Origin of the sequence: Bartonella sp. HY328 (genome assembly GCF_025449335.1) — a bacterium.
Taxonomy (GTDB): Bacteria; Pseudomonadota; Alphaproteobacteria; order Rhizobiales; family Rhizobiaceae; genus HY038.
The window spans coordinates 2,719,556-2,741,526 of the sequence record NZ_CP104883.1 but is presented as its reverse complement, the minus strand read 5'-3'; the positions used below and the strand labels follow the sequence as shown (position 1 = coordinate 2,741,526).

At 40.7% G+C, this 21,971-nt stretch carries 17 protein-coding genes; 4 read left to right on the top strand and 13 right to left on the bottom strand.

Annotated features, from left to right (window positions below; genetic code table 11):
* Positions 1 to 259: 259 nt before the first annotated feature.
* Positions 260 to 796, top strand: coding sequence for a translation initiation factor IF-3 (gene infC, locus N5852_RS11680; protein ID WP_182419605.1), 537 nt, complete (start codon positions 260 to 262; stop codon positions 794 to 796).
* Positions 797 to 993: 197 nt separating this feature from the next.
* Positions 994 to 1,992 carry a hypothetical protein gene (locus tag N5852_RS11675; protein ID WP_262097955.1) on the top strand — a complete coding sequence of 333 codons (999 nt, stop codon included), beginning with the start codon at positions 994 to 996 and terminating at the stop codon, positions 1,990 to 1,992.
* A 169-nt stretch (positions 1,993 to 2,161) separates the two neighbouring features.
* On the opposite strand, the gene N5852_RS11670 is transcribed toward N5852_RS11675, so the two are convergent.
* The 5 genes from N5852_RS11670 to N5852_RS11650 all read right to left on the bottom strand — a co-directional run bounded on the left by N5852_RS11670 (position 2,162) and on the right by N5852_RS11650 (position 7,486).
* Entirely contained in the window at positions 2,162 to 2,632 is a 471-nt protein-coding gene (locus N5852_RS11670) for an Lrp/AsnC family transcriptional regulator (RefSeq protein ID WP_262097954.1), read from the bottom strand.
* 431 nt (positions 2,633 to 3,063) lie between these two features.
* Positions 3,064 to 4,365 carry an ABC transporter permease gene (locus tag N5852_RS11665; protein WP_262097953.1) on the bottom strand — a complete coding sequence of 434 codons (1,302 nt, stop codon included), beginning with the start codon at positions 4,363 to 4,365 and terminating at the stop codon, positions 3,064 to 3,066.
* 5 nt (positions 4,366 to 4,370) lie between these two features.
* The gene (locus tag N5852_RS11660) at positions 4,371 to 5,045 is read right to left on the bottom strand and encodes an ABC transporter ATP-binding protein (RefSeq protein WP_262097952.1); all 675 of its coding nucleotides are present in this window, start codon (positions 5,043 to 5,045) and stop codon (positions 4,371 to 4,373) included.
* Between the two features lie 21 nt (positions 5,046 to 5,066).
* The gene (locus tag N5852_RS11655; protein ID WP_262080547.1) at positions 5,067 to 5,438 is read right to left on the bottom strand and encodes a hypothetical protein; all 372 of its coding nucleotides are present in this window, start codon (positions 5,436 to 5,438) and stop codon (positions 5,067 to 5,069) included.
* Positions 5,439 to 5,734: 296 nt separating this feature from the next.
* A complete protein-coding gene (locus N5852_RS11650) occupies positions 5,735 to 7,486 on the bottom strand; it encodes an alkaline phosphatase (protein WP_262097951.1) in 1,752 nt (583 codons plus the stop codon).
* Between the two features lie 317 nt (positions 7,487 to 7,803).
* Here N5852_RS11650 and N5852_RS11645 point away from each other — a divergent pair, with 317 nt between their 5' ends.
* Entirely contained in the window at positions 7,804 to 9,201 is a 1,398-nt protein-coding gene (locus tag N5852_RS11645) for a purine-cytosine permease family protein (RefSeq protein WP_262097950.1), read from the top strand.
* Between the two features lie 69 nt (positions 9,202 to 9,270).
* Here the strand turns inward: N5852_RS11645 and N5852_RS11640 are convergent, their stop codons facing one another.
* The 6 genes from N5852_RS11640 to N5852_RS11615 all read right to left on the bottom strand — a co-directional run bounded on the left by N5852_RS11640 (position 9,271) and on the right by N5852_RS11615 (position 18,920).
* Positions 9,271 to 10,572 (bottom strand): NCS2 family permease, encoded by a 1,302-nt coding sequence (locus N5852_RS11640; protein WP_262097949.1) that lies wholly within the window; start codon positions 10,570 to 10,572, stop codon positions 9,271 to 9,273.
* A gap of 579 nt (positions 10,573 to 11,151) precedes the next feature.
* On the bottom strand, positions 11,152 to 13,338 hold the full coding sequence (locus tag N5852_RS11635) for a primosomal protein N' (protein WP_262097948.1): 2,187 nt from the start codon (positions 13,336 to 13,338) through the stop codon (positions 11,152 to 11,154).
* A gap of 243 nt (positions 13,339 to 13,581) precedes the next feature.
* A complete protein-coding gene (locus N5852_RS11630) occupies positions 13,582 to 14,580 on the bottom strand; it encodes a Csu type fimbrial protein (RefSeq protein WP_262097947.1) in 999 nt (332 codons plus the stop codon).
* A 221-nt stretch (positions 14,581 to 14,801) separates the two neighbouring features.
* Positions 14,802 to 17,447 (bottom strand): fimbria/pilus outer membrane usher protein, encoded by a 2,646-nt coding sequence (locus N5852_RS11625; RefSeq protein WP_262097946.1) that lies wholly within the window; start codon positions 17,445 to 17,447, stop codon positions 14,802 to 14,804.
* A gap of 65 nt (positions 17,448 to 17,512) precedes the next feature.
* The gene (locus tag N5852_RS11620; protein ID WP_262097945.1) at positions 17,513 to 18,262 is read right to left on the bottom strand and encodes a fimbrial biogenesis chaperone; all 750 of its coding nucleotides are present in this window, start codon (positions 18,260 to 18,262) and stop codon (positions 17,513 to 17,515) included.
* Positions 18,263 to 18,359: 97 nt separating this feature from the next.
* Positions 18,360 to 18,920, bottom strand: a complete 561-nt coding sequence (locus N5852_RS11615) for a spore coat protein U domain-containing protein (RefSeq protein ID WP_262097944.1) — start codon at positions 18,918 to 18,920, stop codon at positions 18,360 to 18,362.
* A 553-nt stretch (positions 18,921 to 19,473) separates the two neighbouring features.
* Between N5852_RS11615 and nfi the strand changes: the two genes are divergently transcribed.
* The gene (gene nfi, locus N5852_RS11610) at positions 19,474 to 20,154 is read left to right on the top strand and encodes a deoxyribonuclease V (protein WP_262097943.1); all 681 of its coding nucleotides are present in this window, start codon (positions 19,474 to 19,476) and stop codon (positions 20,152 to 20,154) included.
* Between the two features lie 125 nt (positions 20,155 to 20,279).
* On the opposite strand, the gene trxA is transcribed toward nfi, so the two are convergent.
* The gene (trxA, locus tag N5852_RS11605; RefSeq protein ID WP_262097942.1) at positions 20,280 to 21,197 is read right to left on the bottom strand and encodes a thioredoxin; all 918 of its coding nucleotides are present in this window, start codon (positions 21,195 to 21,197) and stop codon (positions 20,280 to 20,282) included.
* A 136-nt stretch (positions 21,198 to 21,333) separates the two neighbouring features.
* A complete protein-coding gene (locus N5852_RS11600; protein ID WP_262099755.1) occupies positions 21,334 to 21,774 on the bottom strand; it encodes a prolyl-tRNA synthetase associated domain-containing protein in 441 nt (146 codons plus the stop codon).
* Positions 21,775 to 21,971 lie beyond the last annotated feature (197 nt).

Genomic DNA, 21,971 nt, shown 5'->3' with positions numbered 1-21,971 from the left:
AAAACCTCAATAATAACTGAAAATTGCCGTCTTTGGTGAAGCTTGGTTAATTGTCAGCACTTGAATAAACTGATAAACTACAATTTATTGGCTATTCAATTGTAAAGTTCTTGCATTTATAGTCAAAAATGTGCAATTTGCTCAAACTTGAAATGTGGGGTTCCTACATTTATATATAGAGACGGTTAAGCCCTTTAAATTAGAGAGATTTAGAGCCTAACTGATCTGGTAATGTTAATAATTTTAGGAGAATAAGACCATTCGCCGACCGTTTAAAGCAACCCCCGTTCAAAAAGACGGGCCACGTTCTAATCAAGATATCCGTGTTCCACGCATCCAATTGATTGATGCGGAAGGGCAAAATCATGGAAATATTGCAACAAGTGACGCACTTGCTATGGCACAAGAGGCAGGGCTTGATCTTGTAGAAATCGTGCCTAATGCTGAACCGCCTGTCTGTAAAATCATTGATTTGGGTAAGTTAAAATATCAAAATCAGAAAAAAGCAGCAGAAGCGCGCAAAAAGCAAAAGACGGTTGAGATTAAAGAAATCAAGATGCGTCCTAACATTGATACCCATGATTATGAGGTAAAAATGAAAGCTGTTGCACGTTTCCTTGATGAAGGCGATAAGGTTAAAGTGACATTGCGCTTCCGTGGTCGCGAAATGGCCCACCAAGAATTAGGCATGAGATTGCTTGAGCGCATGAAAGAGGATACTGCTGAAATTGCAAAGGTTGAAGCAGAGCCTAAGCTTGAAGGCCGTCAAATGATGATGGTTATTGCGCCGCGCTAAACCAAAGCTAAAATCAAGCAGTTATTTGCATGATGCGCTTTGATAATTATAAAATTCAAGCCTTGGAGGGAATAGATTTCCTCCAAGGCTTTTTTTATGATTACTATTCACATTTTGGTTGAATGCTAAGGTGTGGTTTTACTTTATAGCTAAATTGTTTTAATCTGTTGACCTAGTCCTCTGGAATAAAGTTTAAAATGCTAAAAAAACTCAATAAGATTATTATGTTTATCGCCTATGCGGCCATGCTTGCCTTGTGCATTATTTTGCTGGTTGTGTCGTTTAGTAAGGCGCAAGATAAAGAAAATAATTCAAGACTTGCCGTTTTGGGGACTCCTGTCACCATGCAACCACCACAAGGATTTAAACCATCGGTTGAGTTTACGGGATTTTTAAACCAAGATACCAATGCTAGCATTGTGGTTGCGGTATTTCCTGATGATGTTGCAACTCAAATTGGTAGCTTATTTACGGATAGAGAACAGTTTACCAAGAAAATGGCAGCTCTTGGCTTTGAAGTGCAAGGCGTAAGCGAATTACAGCGCATTAATTCCGATGTGCCGCTTATGGTTTATAAAGGCATTCAAACTGATAAGGATAAAAAATATGATAAATGGGCAACGCTAATTGCCCATGGTGGCCTCTATATGGTGACGATACAGGCGCCGCAAGATAATCCGTTAAGTGAAGAAGAGGTTGATGCCGCATTTCAATCCATAGATTTTACCGCCAATTTTACGCTTGCGGATCAAATACTTCATTTACCATTTTCTTTTGTGAGTGAAGCACCCTTTGAGCCGAAAGCGACCATTCTTGGCAATGGCATTAGCTTTGAAATGAAAGATGCCAATGGTAAGGTTGGTGACGTCACAATCTTTATTTTGCGTGATAGCCAAGTGCTTGATGAAAATAATACAATTCTAGCGCAAAATCTTTATCTAGCCTCAATTATGCATGTTTTTAAGCTACAGGAAACTACTATTGAGCGCGATGAGCAGTTTTTGCAGCGCAATGGCCGCTTGTTAGTTGGTACTGGTGTCAGCGCAGATGGAACTGAGCAAGATATTATCCTATATAGCGCGATTGATAGTGACCAGCACCCTATTTATTTACAAGCACTTGCGCCAAAAGGTGAGTTAGCTGCTTATCAAACCATTATTCAAAATATGGCAGCAAGTGTAAAATCTAAGCTATAATGGCAAAAAATTTCTTATTGCAGCGATAGAGCGTTTTTTTGAAAAGTATGAAGCGGTTTTCGGACAAAAAATGCGGTGTAAACAATGGATTAGAGCGTCGATTTGATCCAATGAGATCAAAATGCGCTCTAAAAGCCGCGATAAGAATAGTAAAATGAATGGCTTGCGATTATAAGATCAATAGTGGATCATCTTTAACAGCCTTGATGGTAAGGGCAGTTCTAACCCCATCAACATTGGGTGCAGCAGTCAAGCACTCGATAACAAAGGTTTGGAAACTACTAAGATCGGGGGCAATGCAATATAGCAGAAAGTCAGATTCTCCTGATACCATCCAAGCTTTGCGCACAAAAGGCCATTCATTGGCGCGTTCAGCAAAAGCTTTCAAATCGCTTTCTGCTTGGTGGTGCAGACTGACTGAACAAAAGGCAACGAGATCTTGCCCTAAAATTTTGCCATTAAGCAAGGCGCTATAGCCCTTAATAATGCCAAGTTGTTCAAGCCGGCGCACTCGTCTTAAACAGGGCGGCGCTGAAATGCCAATTTTTGCTGCAAGTTCAACATTGCTCATACGCCCATCATCTTGCAGCTCTTTTAAAATCTTCCAATCAGTTTCATCAAGATCTGCTTTGATCGGCATTGCATTTCAGTCCTTAAAAATAAAATGATAAGCCTTTAGGATAAAATTATATCGCCTAAAGGTGCCCAATTATTGATTGGATTATCAAATATGAATTCCATTTAAATATATTGAGCTACAATCACTTTAGCTTAAACTAATAATGATTGTAGCTCAAATATGCTTCACGCAAAATGAATCATAAGAAATGATCTAATTTACTTGGCGACAAGTTTTACCATTGAATTTATAAAAGGTCACGCAATAAAATTACTTCTATAAGTGGTTTTTTATGGCAATCATTACCAAGTCGTTTTAAGCAAGTGGTAAAATGATTGCCGTTGTTGGTTTAGAGCGTTTTTGCGAAAAGTGTGAAGCGGTTTTCGGACAAAAAACGCGCTATAAGCAATGGATTAGAGCGCCGATCTGGTCCAATCAGATCAAAATGCGCTCTAAGAGCGCAGCGCAGTCATAGGGGATTGCTGCCATGCCATGAAGGCAGGTACAAGACTAATGATGGTGGCAGTAAAGATAAGGCGCAGTAAATTGCCAAGATCTTCATCGCTTAACTCGATTGGCAATGGAATACCACTTGCTTGCCCTAAATTGTTAGCAATAACATGGCTTACTAAAAAGCCGCCACTATAGCCAACAGCAATGCCAACCATAATCAACACCATTAATTCAAGCCATACCATGGTTAAAATCACACTACGCGAAGCGCCAAGGGCACGCAATGCCCCAATTTGACGGCGCCGGTCATGGATATGGGTAATCGCCACAAAGATAAGCGCTGCAGCAACCAATAATTGCGCCCCATCAGCAATAAGGCTCAACAGCTTTCTAACATCACCAAGTGTGCCATAAAGATTGGTTAAAATCTCACCGGGAAAGACGGCTAAGGCTTGGTCATTGCGATAGGCTTGGCGAATTTTATAAGCATCGGCGATCGATTTTGGTTTGACGATAACTGCGGGCACACCCGGTAAGCCTGAGGCCGATAGCCGATGGTCATGTTGATTATTATTGTAATTTTTAAAATCAAGGCTTGGATATGTGGCTTCAGCATTGTCTTTGGTGTCTTTTATATTCTGGCTTTCTTGGCTATTGGCGCTATTCTCCACACTTGGTTTTTTATCATCGCCTTGCTTGCCAAGGCCATGGACATTCCAAACAGTTTCAATTGGTACAAAAATTGCCTTATCCCAAGCCGTGCCAGATGGCTTTAGCTTGCCAATAATCTTATAACGAATATCGGCATGGATATGGCCGCCTTCACTAAGGCTGCCATGCATGGGAGCAATGTGCTTACCAATGGCAATGTCCACATGAGCACCAATAACCGCTTCACCATCTTTTGGCATAAGACTACCACTTTCAACATCATGAAAAATGCTTTTTAAGATGGATTCATCAACGCCGATAATTGGATAATCTAAAAATGTGTCTCCCATGCCAACTGGGCTTGCAAATTCCACTCTTGGATCATTTTTCAATTGTTGCAATACATCTCCCGACATTAAGGGCAGGGCAGAGGGTTGCAAAAAAACAGTTGAAAGCACCAATTGGGTTGGGCTGCCCGGTGCACCAATGACAATATCAAATTGGTCTGCAGCCCTTGCGCTGCCAAGGCGAATAGCGCGCTCCATTAAGGTAACAGTTAAGCCAAGGGTAACTGCAAAGCCAATCAAGATGATGATAGCCATGGCGCCAAGCCACATGCGCCTAAGGTCAGCTTTAATAAAACGTATCATCGCTTTTACAGCCTTTCATCTTTTACAATGCGGCCGCTATTTAATTCAAGTCGCCGATCCATTCGTTTTGCAAGCTCAATATCGTGGGTGACGATAATCAAACTGGTATTTTCTTCGCGCCCTAATTGCTGGATTAAATCGCCGATGATTTTACCATTATCGCCGTCAAGACTGGCGGTTGGCTCATCAGCGAGCAGAATGTCGGGCTTACGAAGCAGGGCGCGTGCAACGGCAACCCGCTGCATTTCGCCGCGTGACATCATTTTAATATCGCGTTCTGGTTTTTTTAAATTGGTACGCTCTAAAAGTTCCATAGCACGTTTTTTATCATCCGCGCGCACAAGGCCAGAAAGCGCCAAAGGCAGTAAAACATTATCAACCGCACTTAGACCTTGAAAAAGATGAAAATCCTGCATGATAAGGCCAATAGTTTTGCCGCGCCATTTATCGCGCTTACCTTGAGATAGCGTGTAAATATCACTATTTCCCCATTTAACCGCACCTTTATCTGGCTTAGTAAAACCGGCAAGCACATTAATAAAGGTTGTTTTGCCGCAGCCAGATGGTCCTGTTACGGCTAGATGCTGGCCGCTTTCAAGCGTAAAATTGGCAATATCAAGGGCTGGCGCTTCAAGACCAGAAAATTGAATTTCTAAATCTATTATATCAAGGGATAACATTTTATACCTGTCACTTAAGCTCTATTCAACGCGATATTGCGCATCAAGCAGGCGTAATTGGCTCACAAAGCCAGTTTCTGGATCCGTCCATGAGCCGACATCAAGGCGGCCAGTGACGACAATATTTTGCGAGGGTTGAACAAAGGTTTGCTTTTTATCCAAATAAACAACCACAATATTATCAGGCCAGTCTGAGTCAGAGCTGCAAAAAGGGCAAATGGACATGGGAATTTCAGTCAGCACAAAAAACTTGGCTTCAGCTTTTAATGGCGGTGCCATAAAGCCGCGCATATCAATTTTCTTTTGGTTAAGGTCATGAACTTTTTGGGAAAACTCCAGCCCAAGCACGGTTATTTTGCTATAAAGTTCGCGGAATTTTAATTCTTCCGACATTGCTGGGTTTATAAAAGCAATAAAACCAAGCCAGCTAAAAAATAGGTAAAAGACCCGTCTAAAAAAAGTGCGGTCCAGCATTTGGGTAATTCCTTGCCAATGAAATGGCGAATAATGCAAAAAAATGAGTCATTGAAGCCTTAGCAATGTTGCATATTACCCATTTATATTGGGTGCAGCATGCTTTAAACGACACTGCAAAGACGTGGCTGGACATAAAACCCAGCCACGCGGCGCATTAATCAAATGCCTATTGTAGATTCTGGCAGCAAAAGGCATTTGCCTATTGCGCGCTATTATTTGCTTTTGCCACCAAAGCCCAATGCATCAGCAAGAACTTTATAGACATCACTTTGCTCCATGTAGCCACGGAAGTTTTCTGATTGTGGACCTGTTGCTTGCAATACTACATCATCAACCGCATGGATTGCTGTGTCGTTAGAGCGTGGCAAATTACCGGCTCTAAAGACTGCACCAGGAACATCCTTATAGGCTTCATTGGCTACATATTCGCCTTTTTCATTTTTGACAGCGGGTACAAATGGGCCATCAAGCTTGGGGCGGAATGTTTCATAGTAATCAGGGAAGTTGCTAGAAAAGACCGCAAGGCGGTGGCTAACATCAACGCGGTCTGGGAAACCATCGCCATTGCTATCAACATAATTAGGGAAACCAGCATGCTGATAAACACCAACTTTTTCGCGCATTTCATCGCCAGCGATTTCATCATTTACTGTGCCAACAACAGAAATACCATGGGTATGATCGCCAGTCACCACAATTAAGGTATCTGGATGAGTTTTAGCAAATTCCATGGCAACGCCAATGGCTTGGTCAAATTCGATTGTTTCATAAAGAGCGCGATCCCAATCCATAGGATGAGACATTTTATCAATTGACGCGCCTTCAACCATTAAGAAAAAGCCATTTTCATTTTTTGATAAGCGCTCAAGGGCAACCTTAGTCATATCTACAAGGCCAGGTTGTTCTGGGAATTTTTCAACGGTACCTTTTTTTAGTTGTTTACGGTCAAGAACCGTATCAAGGTTGCCGGTATGGAAAAGACCAAGCAATGGGCCATCGCTGTCATTCGCGGCAAGCAATTCTTTTTCAGATGTTACCAATTTATAGCCAGCATCTTCAAATTTTTGGATATAATTGATGTCGTCTTTACGTTTTGAGCCATTGGTGGTTTTTGGCAAGAAGTAAGCAGAACCACCACCTAGCAGGACGTCAGGTTTAACATCAAGCAACATGCCAACAATTTCAGGCTTGTCATAACGGTTGCGTGTATGACTGACCACAGCAGCAGGTGTTGCATCCTCTACTTCGGCTGTTGTTACAATACCAAGCGACTTCTTGGTGGTGCGGCGTAAGGCCTCGGCGATGTTTTCAATGCGAGGATCATCAAGGCTATCAGCAGTGCGGTCAGCATAAACGCCAATTGCATTAACCGATGATTTGTGCCCAGTCATATAAGCAGACATAGTATTGGCACTGTCGGTTGCAATCGAATTAACCGCTGATGTGCCAATAAAGGCCATACGGTCAAGATCATCCATATTAAGGCGGCCATTGGCTTTGCCCTCGGTCATGCCTTTTGACATGATACGCGCACCAGTGCGATGAGCAACGGACATGCCATCACCAAGCAAGAAGATGACGTTTTTGGCTTTTGGCGTTGCAGATGCACCATAAACATGCCAATTAACGGTTTTTTCTTCATTGCCAGCTTTTACAACAACCTCATATTCGCCTGGTTCGCTAATTTTTACATTGCGAAGAATAAGGGCGGAACCAAGTTCCTTGTCGTCTTTGCCTTTTTCAACTTCGACAAATTCGCCTTTTTGACCAAGGGCAGAATCATAATCCTTGCCATTGATTGAAATAGAAATGTCGCCAGCTTTGATTTTATTGTCAAACTCAACCTTGAAATCAAAAGGCGAGTTGGCAAGAACTGTTGCACGGTCAATAGGATAGACGTTCGCAGCTGAAGCTGCCGACATCATAAATGTAGACGCAATAAGGGTAACTAATAAAGAACGCATAAGATAAGCTCCAAGTTTATCATGGGGCGGAAAATATGGAAGCTATGTTGCGGTAATGTTGCGGTTAGATGACAGTTTTATGACGATCTTTGATGTCAATTTAGTGTAAATGACGATAAAAGCCGAGGAAATGGCTAAGCTTTTTGTTGTTTTAGAATTTTAAATTTTTAAATATATTTAATTATCCACGAAATTATTCGCATTATTTCAATAGAATCGAAAAATTACTACTACGATGATGCTAAATGATGATTAATAGAGATTAAATGACAAAAATTATTAATCTATAATAAGTATATACTTAATTGAGGGACAGAATGGCTAAAAATACAATCGTTGAGCGGCGTACAATTGATGTTGTACCGGAAAGTGAGCGCCATGGCAAAGTTAGCAATCAGTTTACGCTATGGATGGCGGCTAATTTGCAGATTACCGCGATAGTTGATGGCGCGCTGGCTGTCGCCTTTGGCGCTGAGGCATTAACAGCAATTATAGCTTTGTTTATTGGCAATATTTTGGGGGGAATTGTTATGGCTTTGCATTCGGCGCAAGGCCCACATCTTGGCTTGCCACAAATGATATCAAGCCGTGCGCAGTTTGGTGTTAAAGGTGCCGTATTGCCGCTTGTTTTGGTTGTATTAATGTATCTAGGGTTTGCTGCTAGTGGTACAATTCTTTCAGGTCAGGCAATTAATCTAATCCTTGGTGTGCAAAATCCAGCCATTGGTATTTTGATTTTTGGGATTTTAACAGCTTTCATCGCAATTATTGGCTATAAGCTTATTCATATTATTGGACGGGTGGCATCAGTTATAAGCATTTTGGGGTTCATTTACCTTGGCTGGCGATTATTTGCCGATTACAATGTGGCAGATGCTTTTGGTAAACAACCTTTTACTATTGCTAGCTTTCTACTAGGTATGGCTTTATCTGCTGGTTGGCAAATGACTTACGCGCCTTATGTCGCTGATTATTCGCGATATTTACCATCAAATACCTCTGGGAAAAGCACATTTTGGATGACTTTTTTAGGAACGGTTATAAGTTCGCAAATTTCAATGACTTTTGGTGTTTTGCTCGCGGCACTTGTAGGAAATGAATTTAGATCAAATCAGGTTGTTTTTCTTGGTATTTTGGCAGGACCTGCTTTGGCAGCATATTTTGCTTATTTTATCATTGTAGCAGGAAAAATGACGCCTGCTTGTTTAAATGCTTATGGCGGTTGTATGACGATGCTAACCACAGTAAGTACATTTAAAAAAAATCAGCACGTATCGCCATTTTTACGGGCAGGTTTGATTATTGTTTTTGTTGCTATTTCCGTGATGATTGCACTGTGGGGCAGCGCTGATTTTTTGAGCAAATTTAAAAACTTTGTTTTGCTACTATTAGCAATGTTTGTGCCGTGGAGTGCGGTGAATTTAGTTGACTATTATTTAATTTCTAAAGAAAAAGTTGATGTGCCTGCACTTTATGATGCAAATGGTCGTTATGGCGCTTATGGGATTCCTGCGCTTGTTAGCTATCTTATTGGTGTCATTGTTCAAATACCGTTCTTTAATATGGCTATTTATGAAGGACCATTAGCAAAATTAATGGGCGGAGCTGATATTTCTTGGATTGTTAGCCTTATCGTTACTGGTGTGCTTTTTTATTTTTGGGGCAAAAAAACAATTAAAGTGCCCGATACTATGATTTTACCCAGTGAAAAATAAAATTTGTAAATTTAAAAAAGGCGGCGATTTTAATCGCCGCCTTTTTTATAAAATAATTGTATTTACTTATCATTCAATAACAAAACGTAAAATAAACAATGCGCCAATTACCCAAGTTGCAGGATGCACATCACGCCATTTACCAGTAGATGTTTTTAACACGACATAGCTGATAAAGCCAAAAGCTAAACCATTAGCGATAGAATAGGTAAGTGGCATCATAATAGCAGTTAAAATGGCGGGAACGGCTTCAATCAAATCATTCCAATTTACCTTGGCAAATTCGCGTACCATTAAGCAGCCAACAAATAACAGTGCTGGAGCTGTTGCATGAGCTGGAATAGATGTCGCTAGCGGAGAAAAGAAAAGCGCAACAGCAAAGAAACACGCAACAGTTATAGCAGTTAGGCCTGTACGACCACCAACTGCTGCACCGGCAGCGCTTTCAACATAAGCGGTGGTGCTACTTGTACCAAGAAGCGACCCTGCAACAATGGCTGTACTATCGGCAAATAATGCTTTGTCGAGATTGTTTGGCTTGTTAGGAACAATGAGGCCAGCGCGTGTTCCAACGCCGATAAGCGTACCGGTTGCATCAAATACTTCTACTAAAACAAATACCAAAAGAATGTAGAAAAAGCCTTTTTGGAAAACGCCCATAAGATCAAGCTGCAAGAATGTTGGAGCAAGTGAACTTGGCAAGGAAACAACACCATTAAACTGGCTAATACCCATAAGCATGGAAATGATTGTGATAACCAAAATGCTGGTTAAAACAGCACCGCGAAAGCGAAAATGATCAAGAATTATGATGAGAAAAAATCCAAGGCCAGTTAGTAAAACACTTACGCTTTTTAAATCGCCCAGTAGAATTAATAAATCGTTTTTGGGGTCTGTGCTTTTATTAGGTAAGAGTACACCTGAAGTTTTGAGAGCAACGATAATAAGAAAAAGACCAATGCCTGCTGCAATAGCGCTGCGGAGGGACTGGGGAACGCCATCAATCAACCAGCGACGAATGCCTGAAGCGCTTAAAACGATAAAGATAACACCCGAAATAAATACAGCACCTAAGGCTTGCTGCCATGTAAAGCCAAGTTGTGTAACAACAAAGGCAAAAAAAGCATTAAGCCCCATGCCCGGTGCCATACCAATTGGCCAATTGGCAATAAAACCCATGATAAGGGAACCGATAATGGCTGCAATACAGGTGGCAACAAAAACTGCTCCGCGGTCCATGCCTGTATCGGCCAAAATATTGGGATTAACTGCTAAAATATAGGACATGGTCAAAAAAGTGGTTAACCCTGCCAAGATTTCGGTTTTTACTGTCGTGCCATTGCGCGATAAGCCAAAGAGCTTTTCTAACATCTTGCAAATACTTTCTTATAATCCAAACCAATGATCTAAGATTGGATAATAAAAGGCCCTTATGCATAAAAAGCTATAAAAGCCACGTTAACAATTGGATTTGTTATGTTTAGATTTAAAATCTAAAAAGTCTAAATATGGTGCAAGCAATTTAAATCAATGTAATTGTTAACAGTTTTCATCAAACTGATAATGATTTCATATTATTGCTTGAGCATGTCATAGCCCATAATATCAAAAAGCGCCATGGCCGGATACACAATTTTGCCATAATTAACTGATTTTCTTTTTGATCATAAATGTAAAATCAACATGATCGTTTTATTAATAGCTATAGTGATTACAGCAAAAGTGACGGCTGCAAACGCAGAGCATCTTGGCATAATTTGAAATGATACCTTAACTGGTGAGAAAATATTCGATGTATGTTTGAGTTATAAAAAAATAGCATAACACAAAGATGACCTTATATCAAAGCGGTTGGAAGGTATTTGTAAGGCTATTTGTGGTTTTTGTAATCGCTCACTTAAAAATGTGTTGGCTTAAAATTTTTATAAACAGCTAACAATCAAAAAAACTTTACAAAAAGCTTTGTGGATCAATATCAATTTGGATTTTTACTGAGCCACGTGGTGGTGGTGCGGTTGCAATGATGGCTTTAACGAAGCTTTGAATATCAGCGCGTTTTGAACCATGGATAAGCAAGCGGAAGCGGTGACGACCACGAATAATAGCAAGGGGAGCTTCAGCTGGTCCAAGAACACTGATTTCATTGGTTTTCGGTGCGGCTTGGCGCAAAAGCCTTGCATAATTTTCAGATTCTTGTCGGCTTTCAGCTGAAATAATAATGGCCGCCAAGCGTCCAAAGGGTGGCAAGTGATCGCGCTCACGTGCTGCAATTTCGCGTTCATAAAAAGCTAATGCATTACCCGATATAATTGCCTGCATCACCGGATGGCTGGGTTGATAGGTTTGAATAAGTCCTTCTGCCGCCGCACCTGAACGCCCAGCGCGTCCCGTCACCTGCGATAAAAGTTGAAAAGTTCGCTCAGCCGCGCGTGGATCGCCATTGGCAAGGCCAATATCAGCATCCACCACGCCAACAAGGGTCATATTGGGGAAGTGATGGCCTTTAGCGACAAGCTGCGTGCCAATGACAATATCCACCTCACCCTTGGTCACTGCTTCAAGTTCTAACCGTAATCGTTTTACACCGCCAATAAGGTCGGTCGAAAGCACCAAAATACGCGCATCGGGAAATTCTGCCTCGGTTTCCTCGGCAATCCGTTCAACCCCGGGGCCACAGGCAACCAAATGATCAAATGTACCACATTCGGGGCAACTTTCTGGCGTTGGTACATGATAACCGCAGTGGTGGCATAATAATTCACCACGAAAGCGGTGTTCTACGAGCCAGCTTGAGCAATTGGGGCAGGAAAAACGGTGTCCACAAACACGGCAAAGGGTTAGCGGAGCATAGCCACGCCGATTAAGAAATAATAGGCTTTGCTCACCCTTTTCAATGGTCTTATGAATAGATTCAATGAGACGGGGTGACAAAAAGTGGCCACTTGCTGGTGCGTTTTTTCTTAAATCAATTGCATGGAGGTCAGGCATTGCTGCAGCAGCAAAGCGACTGGTAAGCTTAATTTGCTTGTAGCGCCCTTGCAAAGCATTAACCTGACTTTCAACCGATGGTGTTGCCGATGATAATATGACTGGAATTTTGGCAATAGCACCACGCGCAACAGCCATATCACGCGCATTATAAAAAACGCGGTCTTCTTGCTTAAAAGCCGCATCATGTTCTTCATCAACAATAATGAGCCCAAGTTGCTTAAACGGCAAAAACAAAGCAGAACGCGCGCCGGCAACCACCTTAACTCTTCCCTCCGCCACTTGCCGCCAAACCCGTTCGCGTTGGCGCGGCGACATATCTGAATGCCATTCAGCAGGTGGCGCACCAAAACGCGCATGGAAACGGTCAAGAAATTGCTGGGTAAGGGCAATTTCAGGCAAAAGAATTAAAACTTGCCGGCCAAGCTCAATCGCACGCGCAACCGCCTCAAAATAAACCTCGGTTTTGCCAGACCCAGTAACACCATCGAGCAAGGTTGTGCTAAAGGCATTATCAAAAACTGCAATTTCCAAGGCATCGGCAGCATGTTGCTGGTCTTTTTCAAGCTTGGGTGGTGAATAAGCAGGATCAGGATCGGCAACAACGGCAGGCGGTGGCAGCTTTACTTCATCAAAGAGGTTTTGCGCAATAAGCCCGTCAATAACGCTAGTGGAAACACCCGCAGCATGAGCAAGGCCGGATTTGGTCCAAGGCAAGCCATCTTGAATATGGTCTATCACTCTTAATCGCGCTGGGGTTTGCCGTTCAACTTCATTCCCATTCCAACGAAAACCTGTAATCATCGGTTCTGGCTCAAAGGCGGTTGGAACACGCAAAGCCATGCGTGCCACCATACCAGGTGGCGACAGCGTATAATTTGCAACAAATTTGATAAATTGTAAAAGTTCTGCTTTTATTGGTGGGCAATCAAAAACTTGATGTATTGCCTTTAACTTTTTTATCGGCACATTATCTGTTGCATCATCAGTAACAAGACCTGCCACCTGCCTTGGGCCAAGCGGCACTTGCACAATAGAGCCAACCTCGACATTCATGCCCTCTGGCACGGCATAGCTATATGGGCGCTCAGTCGGTACAGGAATGAGCACAGATACAATTTTTTGGGGTTGAAACAGATCGTTTGTCATATGGCCTTTATGATATACATGCTTTTTGTTTTAACAAAGCTTTTATCGATTAACTAAAGCATTTTCATAAAACTGGAAAGCGGTTTACGCTATAACAAACTAAGATTTTTATCCATGTTTATTTTGAATGATAAAAAAACATCAAAACGCAAATATAGTAATTTATATAGGAATGATTATAGAAAAACAGAATAAGAATATTATTGGCATTAAGACCTATAATTGTGTGAATTAAATTATAAATTAATAAATTGTTGTCACCACAAGGCTATCCTTGTAAGTGCCGGATACTGGATTATTTGCTTCAGAGGCACGTATAACCGCTTTCACTTTGACTGTTGTCGAGTTGGAAGTTGTCGTTCCTTGATGGGAGTTACTGCCCTTGGTGGTTCCCCACTCAGTTTGGGTATTGGGCAGGTAAATGTGGTAGGGTATTGCTTTATTGCGATCTTCTATACCATCCTTGCTCACAAAATACATTTTTCGTGCGTTAATATTGCCAGATTTACCGCCATTAATTTGTATTTCATAGGGAGCATTCACATTACACTTAAGATTTACTGCGCCATCCTTATCTAAATCACTAACAATGCCCACATAGTCACCAAAGTTAATATTGGTGACGGATACGCTACATCCTGCTAAAACCTTAGCAGTAACCGTAAAAGATTGTTCCGTAAAATTATTACCAAGAAAATCAGTACAGCTATTAATGATGCTCGGGATGATTGGTTCTATTGCAGAAATAAGACTAGATGCGGGGCCAGACCAGCTGACAAAGACAAAAGTATTTGAATATGTTCCCACAGGCAGCTGAGCTTGCTGGGACGTGCTAAGTTGCATGCCAATGTTAAAATTTTCCTCAAGATCAATAGGATTTAACAAACTATTGCTGGTAACGCCACTTTTTTTTAATCGGGTTCGGTACGGATCTCCTCCACCAAGCAATCCAGTGCCCAATATTGTTGGACTTGTCGGAGTTGATCGATCATACACCAATAAATCAATAGATTGTGTTGGGTCCAATGTACCATTAGCTCTTTGCAGATAAAGCTTTCGTGACGTTTGACTAATGGAAGCAGATTTAAGCCCTACACACATATCGGCATAATAGGTATAGGGCCCGAAAAGAATAGGGCCCCAAAATGCTAGAGTTTGACATCGAATACTCATATTTTGAGAATTGATCATTGGTTGAGAGCTTGAAAGTGGATTAATAGTACCAAGATTTATGACTCCCAATGGTGCCACCAAATCACAGCTTGCAATATTACCAAGAATCGACGCTTCTGATTGATTTATAAATGGTAAATTATTAATAGGAATAAGCATAAGCATAGATAAAAAATAATTAAATATAAACTTATAATTAAAATATTTGTAATTCATTGTTTTATCTTTTCTTGCGTGGTGTTAATTTGCCTATTATTTATTGAAAGCGCATTTGTATATTTTGCTATAAATTATTGGTTGGTTTGCGCAGCCCTTATCGTCTTGCATGAAATAGTTTGCAAACCAGCATTGATGCCGGTTGCAATATTATTCAACAATACTGCTTCGCAGATACTGCCATCAATTTTCATAATATGAAGAGTTGCGGGAAGCTTCACTTTGGAAAGTGGAATAATGACAGAGCCATCATAGCCAATGTCAAATGCAATATCGCTTCCAACGACTTGCGCAAGCGATCCTACCTCGACAAAACTTCCATTGGTCTCTTTAAAGGAGACGTAAAGATACTTATTGCTGCCGCTACCGCCAAAATTGACAATAACGCCGGTCATTTGCGCAGGCCGCACCATAATTTCGGTTGCCTCAACAATGGCGTCTTCTGGCATGGTTTCCATATCAAGGGCGATACTCGTCGTATTAAAGGAGCTAAGATTATGGGCTACATAGCGACCATTGCCCCAAGTCTTACCGGAGTTTTGATTGTCTACCTTAACACCAACGCCGCCAATGCCTGCATTGATAACCGCAAATGCATCATTAACGCGCTGCGCTGGAATGAGTGCGCCGTCGGCAAATACGAGGCCGCCATCAGCTGAAAGTGTTGCGCGCCATTTATCATCATATTGGTCAACTGATGCAGAAAGTAAGGCGATGCTAGTGCGATATTGTCCTTCCGCCCTTCGGTTGCCCCCTTTACCTTCTGAATCCTTAATCGACCAACCGACGTCGCCAACATTACTACCAAGATTTTTATAAATACGCGTATCAATTCTTGTACTATTATAATCATTATTGACACCGGTTGAAACGCCAATACCATTATCAAATCGATAAGAAAGGCCTGCAAAAAAGCTATATTTTTTATCGTCATTAAGGTTTTTAAAACCAGCTGCATAGCCGTTTAATTTGTTGCCAAAGGACCTATTGGCGGAAAGGCTAATGAACCGGTTGCTATTTTGATCATGATAAATGGTTTCGGTAAAGTTGACGGTTATGTTTGTTGGGTCAAAACGCAAACTAGTACCCAAAGACAGCTGATTAATTGCCTTTGGCAATTGCCCAAAGCGTTGTGAACTATAGACAGCGTTTAAATTATCCAAATTAAAGCTATTGCCTGATAAACGTTCATTTGCTTTTCTATCAACAATCAATGCCATGTCATTAAAATCGCCAAAGTTGCGCTGGATTAAGCCAGTTATCACAACGCCCCACCGCTGAAATTGGACACTAGCATTTAATTGTTGCCCTATTTCCTTCTGATAGTTACTTGCCGAGCCAGCAAGAGATAGTTGTGCAAAATCGGCTATGGTAAAGATAGCGCCTATGCCGCCATTAAAAAAACTGGATCCTATTTCACCGTGGCCTTCAAGAGTTATACGATTGGTTAAACCATAACGGAAAGTGCCCGATACAAAGAAATCTTTTGTGTAGTCTGCTGACTGACTGCCATAATTACGTCGTGGTGTTCCAGCTTCCAGTGAAAAATCCCATAAACCACGTGCTAGTAAATCGGCAGACGCATAAAAAGAAAAATTTTGGACGGTTTCACGTCCTAATGCATCTCGCAATACAAGGCGAGCGTTATTAGGGCCACTTAAAACAGGCATATCAGTTAGAGAAAAGGGACCTGATGGCACGTTTTCAATAGAACGCTGTGCAGTATTTAAATAAAGGTCGACTGAAGATGGCACAGCCGCGGAACCAGAGAGTTCTGGCAGCGCCATGGTAACAAGATTATCTCTAAGTGAAAAGTTTCGCCTTAATTGTATGCCACCTAGACGGGTGGAGCGAGACCAAGTGAGGCTGCGGGTGATCACATCGCCGATTTGATAAGTGAGCATACGTTTTTCATCGGAAAAAGTCCAATAACTATCTAAGTGAATAAATTCAGTTTTATCGCCGTCAAACCCCTGTGAAGAATAACGAATAAGTTCTGATGTATAAAATGTACCAAATTTCCCGGTAATGCGGCTATCGACCGTTGCTGAAATGCCTTGAAAATTCCAAAGATTGTCAAATTTGTTATTACCTGAATCAGCATAGATACTATAATTAAATAAAGCAGCTAAATCCGACTGGGGCTTGATTCCATTTTCATCATTCTCTCTTGCCGCGCTTGCTTCTGGATCAAGGCTAACGACAAAGGGAGCGAGTGTATTTTTATCAGTGGTAACAAATTCAAGGGTTTCGCTTATAGTATTATAATCATATGTAACCGCTTTAAGCTTATCAAGCGTCACCCAGCCCTCTTTATTGGTGGCTAATCGTTGCGGTAAAAGTCCTATTTTACGCAAAACTCTATCGCGCATCATTAATACGCCACCATCGCCTTGCCTTACTGCAAACATTCCTGGCCGATTTTCGCCATTAAGTGAAATATATACATAAATATCTGAATTGCGAAATATCGTTTCTTGGGGAGTAGTAGCCTGATAGTTCGGTTCTTCTTCTGGCGTAGGATCAGCCACAGTCTCAGTTGATGCAGAATTATTTAATTCCGCAATATCGTCAACCAAAACCCATTGTGTATCATCGGAAGCATTTTGAGCTTTAATATTTGATAGCGAAGAAATGACAACTCCTACTGCGAGTGGTATGAGCGCGAAGAGACGGATACTAAAACAAAATTTCCCATTTTGACTTGGTCGGTTTGCCATCCTTTATGCCTTTGTAAAGCCTGATTGCGCCAATTGCAACACCGCATTTAACGGTGTTGATTGATCTACAATGGGAGCTCCATGGCACCTTGATCTGTGATAAAGCGAATAGCATTTGGCATGCCTCCGCCTTGTGTTGGTACAAAAAATTGAATTGCAGAGCCGGGTAAAGCGTAACCAGCTAAATTGCCTTTGCTGCCAATAATTGACCCATTGGCGACAAGGCTAACATCAGAAATTCTAATCCGATTTACACCACGATTGCTAGCTGTGATATTAAAGCCGCCACGCGCAGCTTTTGCTGTAAAGATTAAATCTTGCTGCTGTTGATTATTAGATGCAGGGCCTATGCCAGGGCGAAAAAAAACGGGAATAATTTGCCGCAAAACCATGTTAACGCCAGGTGTTACAATGCCAGATTTAGCGGTGCGCAAAGATGAAATAGGTATTTGATCAACAAAGACGCGATAACTTTCTTCACCGGTTAATGGCTTTTTCGAAATACGGGTTACCCGCGCTGTTGCACGCCCATTTGGTTGCACTTCAATAAAAGGCGGATTTACAATAACTTCCTTGGTTGGTGCATAATAATCTTTGCCATTGCGCTGCTGCCAACGAAATATGCGTACTTGTAAGCGAATAGGCATTTCGCTACCGTTAAGAACGATGACATTATCACCAACTTGCGGCGGTTTAATATCTAATGCAAGGGGCATAATGGTGAGCGTAACCCCACCTTTCAATTGTTGTGAATTTGCTGTTGTAAGGGAAAAAAATAAGATACTTAATCCAAAAAAATACGTCCAAAAACGCATGTAACACCTATGATTATCAAGTTTTGTACAATCTTGGCGCAGTTATGCTGCCCCAAGAATAATTTTTGAAACAATTTTAATCTTAGTAAGCGTAATCTTAGTAAGAAAGAGTTGCAGTTAATGTATCAGTATATACGCCGTTAGTAGGCTGGGTGGCTGGAACAGGGATGCAAACGGTAAAATAATGGGTATGATTGCCAGTTATTGGGCTAGTAGCCGTTGAGGTGAGTGAACCAGAAAACATTTGTGCACCACTAGAGCCCCAGAGCGTACCGCTGCAAGCAGTTGAAGAAAGGTTGCTGGCTTGGTAAACTGTGTAATTAATTGTATTATTACCACTTGTTAATTTACGAGCTTCTGTTGTTGCACCTGTACCGGTACCGTTATTTAATGCCAAAGTATAGGTGCCAGCCGGTACTGAGGTAGTCGTTGCATTTTTGCAATTTACGACAACTGCTTGCGATTTTGAAATAGTGGTTGTAATCGCTGCATATTCACCAAAATCAATTTTGCCTGAATTTTGTGGAAACTGGACTGTGCAACCATCTTTAATAGTGATTTGAACATCTAAACTATTTGTTGCAGTTTCTGCGTGGGACACAACAATAGATAAAGCAATAATACTAGATGTAGCCAAGTACTTTATAATGAACTTCATTAAAAACTCCTAAGTTTTTATTTAAGATTGTTAAATTTTCTGTATTAAGAATACAGAATATCTTATGCAGTATAATTTTACTGCAATACAATTTTTCGCCCTTATTGCGATAAGTTTGCTACGCCACTAAACATGGCTTAAATATTCAAAAGCACATAAAATGTTTACGCTCATTTATGCATTAAATGATGCCATACATTTTTTTGTTACGTCAAAAAAATACAATCGCATTAATATAACATCAATTAATACTATAAAAAATGCCTTTATGCAATTAAAAATAATAAATAAAATAATTAAAGTACTTTGATTTTAAAATTTATACTTATAATAAATCATTATTTATAAATATAATTATAGTTTTATTATTAATATTATTATTTAATAAATTATTTTATAATATAATTTATCAATTATATTGGAGGAAATTGTCGAATTCATCATTTGCGGTAGATATTATTTGTGCCGATAAACACAAATGTATAAATATTTAAACAAATATGTTTTAACAGCCTTGCTAATTTAGTGGGCGTAATGGCTAGAAGGATTAATTATGGAGCAATATCATCATCATGATTGGGATATTGATGTAAAAGCTATGGATGAAATCCAAAAATCCTTGTCTCAAAAAATCATCACCAAGGATTGTTTTGACCCAATTGAAATAGTTGTTGGTGTTGATGCTGCTTATGATGAGATAAGCGGAAAAGCTGTAGCTGCCGCTGTCGCTATTGATGCTAATTCACTGGAAATACGAGAGGAAAGCATTATTGAGACAAAAGTCGACTATCAATATATACCTGGCTATCTTTCTTTTCGCGAATTGCCATCTATTTGCCAAGCTTTAGAAAATTTAAAAACAAAAGCTGATTTAATTGTCACCGATTCACAAGGATTGGCACATCCACGGAGATTTGGGTTAGCTTGTCATTTAGGCATTCTATTTGATAAGCCAACTATAGGTTGTGCCAAAAATCATCTTATTGGGCTTTACGATGTTCCAGATAGAATACGTGGATGTCAAACGCCATTAATTGATAATGGCGAGGTGATTGGTGCATGTTTAAGGACGCAAACTGATGTTAAGCCTCTATTTGTATCTATTGGGCATAAGATTTCATTGCATACCGCTTGTGATTGGGTATTAAAGCTAGCCCCAAGCTATAGGTTGCCAGAAACAACACGGGCATCAGATCATCTTGTAAGGCAAACTATGAAATCCATTAAATTGTAAGACAATTCGTCGTTGCCATCAATGTTTGATGTTAACCACTGTTTATATTTCATGTTAGATTTTTTAGCATAAAGGCCAGTAAACGGCGATATCTACTGGCCTTCGTAAACTCAATCTACCTCGTCTTAAGCAAAAAGCAGTGAAGACAATTTACGCCGTGCTGATAAGGTAACAGGATTGGTTGCGCCCCAAACTTCAAAAAACTGTAACAGCTGTTTTTTGGCTTTTTCATCTTCCCAAGTGCGGTCTTCACGCATTAGGTCAAGCAGCATATCAGCCGCTTTTGCATGCTCACCTTGAGCGTTAAAAATAAGGGCTAGATCAAAACGCGCCGAAAAGTTTTTGGGATCCTCATCGACTTGTTTTTGCAATGCAATTGGGTCGCCAAGTGTCTTAATTTGTTCTGCAATGGCAATACGCGCCAAAACGGCGCTTAAGGCTGGATCACTTTTTTTATTTTCTGGTGCGGTTGCAAGAATAGCTTTGGCTTGGTCAAGCTCACCGGCTTCTAGAAAACAAGTTGCAAGGCCAGCAATTGCAGGAATATTTTCCGGTTCTTGCTGTAAAATTGCTGAAAAAATATTCAGCGCCTGAACAAATTCACCATTTTTTAAAAATTCTTGTGCAGTTTCAACTGCTTCTTGCATATCAGGTTTTTGATCTGCCGCTGAATGACGGCTAATAAATTCACGTATTTCGCTTTCTGGCACATTGCCCATAAAAGCATCAACTGGCTGCCCATTAACAAATGCAACAACCGCAGGAATGGAAGAAATGCCAAGCTGGCCAGCTATTGATGGATGATCGTCAATATTCATCTTAACCAAACGAACAGTGCCTTTTGCTTCATTGATGACTTTTTCAAGTGTCGGCCCAAGTTGCTTGCATGGCCCGCACCACGGCGCCCAAAAATCCACGAGAACGACATGTTTTTTAGACACCTCAAGCACATCTTTTTGGAATGTTGCTGTTGTCGTATCGCTTACCCATTGGCTTGGTTGGCTGTCTGCTGTCCCGTTTGCAATGCCATTGATTGTACTCATTTTTTCCAATTCCCGTTTCTAAGCGATTAATCTCTTATCTATCTATGATAGACATCAAAGTATTTTCAATTGTAAAATTGTATTTTCAAAGATAGTTTTCAAGGCTTGATAGTGGTGCTTTAAAAAAGATTAAAGCTTATTCGCTCACTTTAATGACGTGTAATGTATGATCTGTCGCTTCAATAAAGCGCTTTAAGTCCTGATTACTAATGGTCATAGTGGCGTCATTGCTCATAGGGTGGCCGTTAATCAGTGGTTGAGTAAAAAGAGGCTCGTCTATAATAATTTTTACTTGCCCATTTTTATCGTTGATGGCGCCAAAAATACTAACCGCACCCGGATATAGACCTAAAAATTCATCAAGCTTTTCTGGTGAGCCGAAAGAAACACGCCCTGAAGCACCAATTTTATGATGAATGGATTTAAGGTCAATAAGAGCATTGTCTTCAACTGTTATTAAAAAATAGTTGTTTTTTTTGTCTTTTAAAAATAGATTTTTTGTATGGGCGCCTTTGATCGTGTCTTTAAGATGTTCTGCCTCACCAACTGAAAAAACCGCCTCATGATCGTAGGTCATAACGTCGATGCTAAGATCATTCAAAAAAGATTGAAGTTCCTTGCGTCCTACCTTCAATGTGGTTCTCCCTCAATCTATGTTTGCAGTGACTTAACCTGAAATTTAATTCGCTTTGCAATCCGCAATCTGAAAAGGTCAATTTGTATTGTTTGCGTTAATAAGTCAAAATAAAATTACGCGTGATAAGATGCTAATTT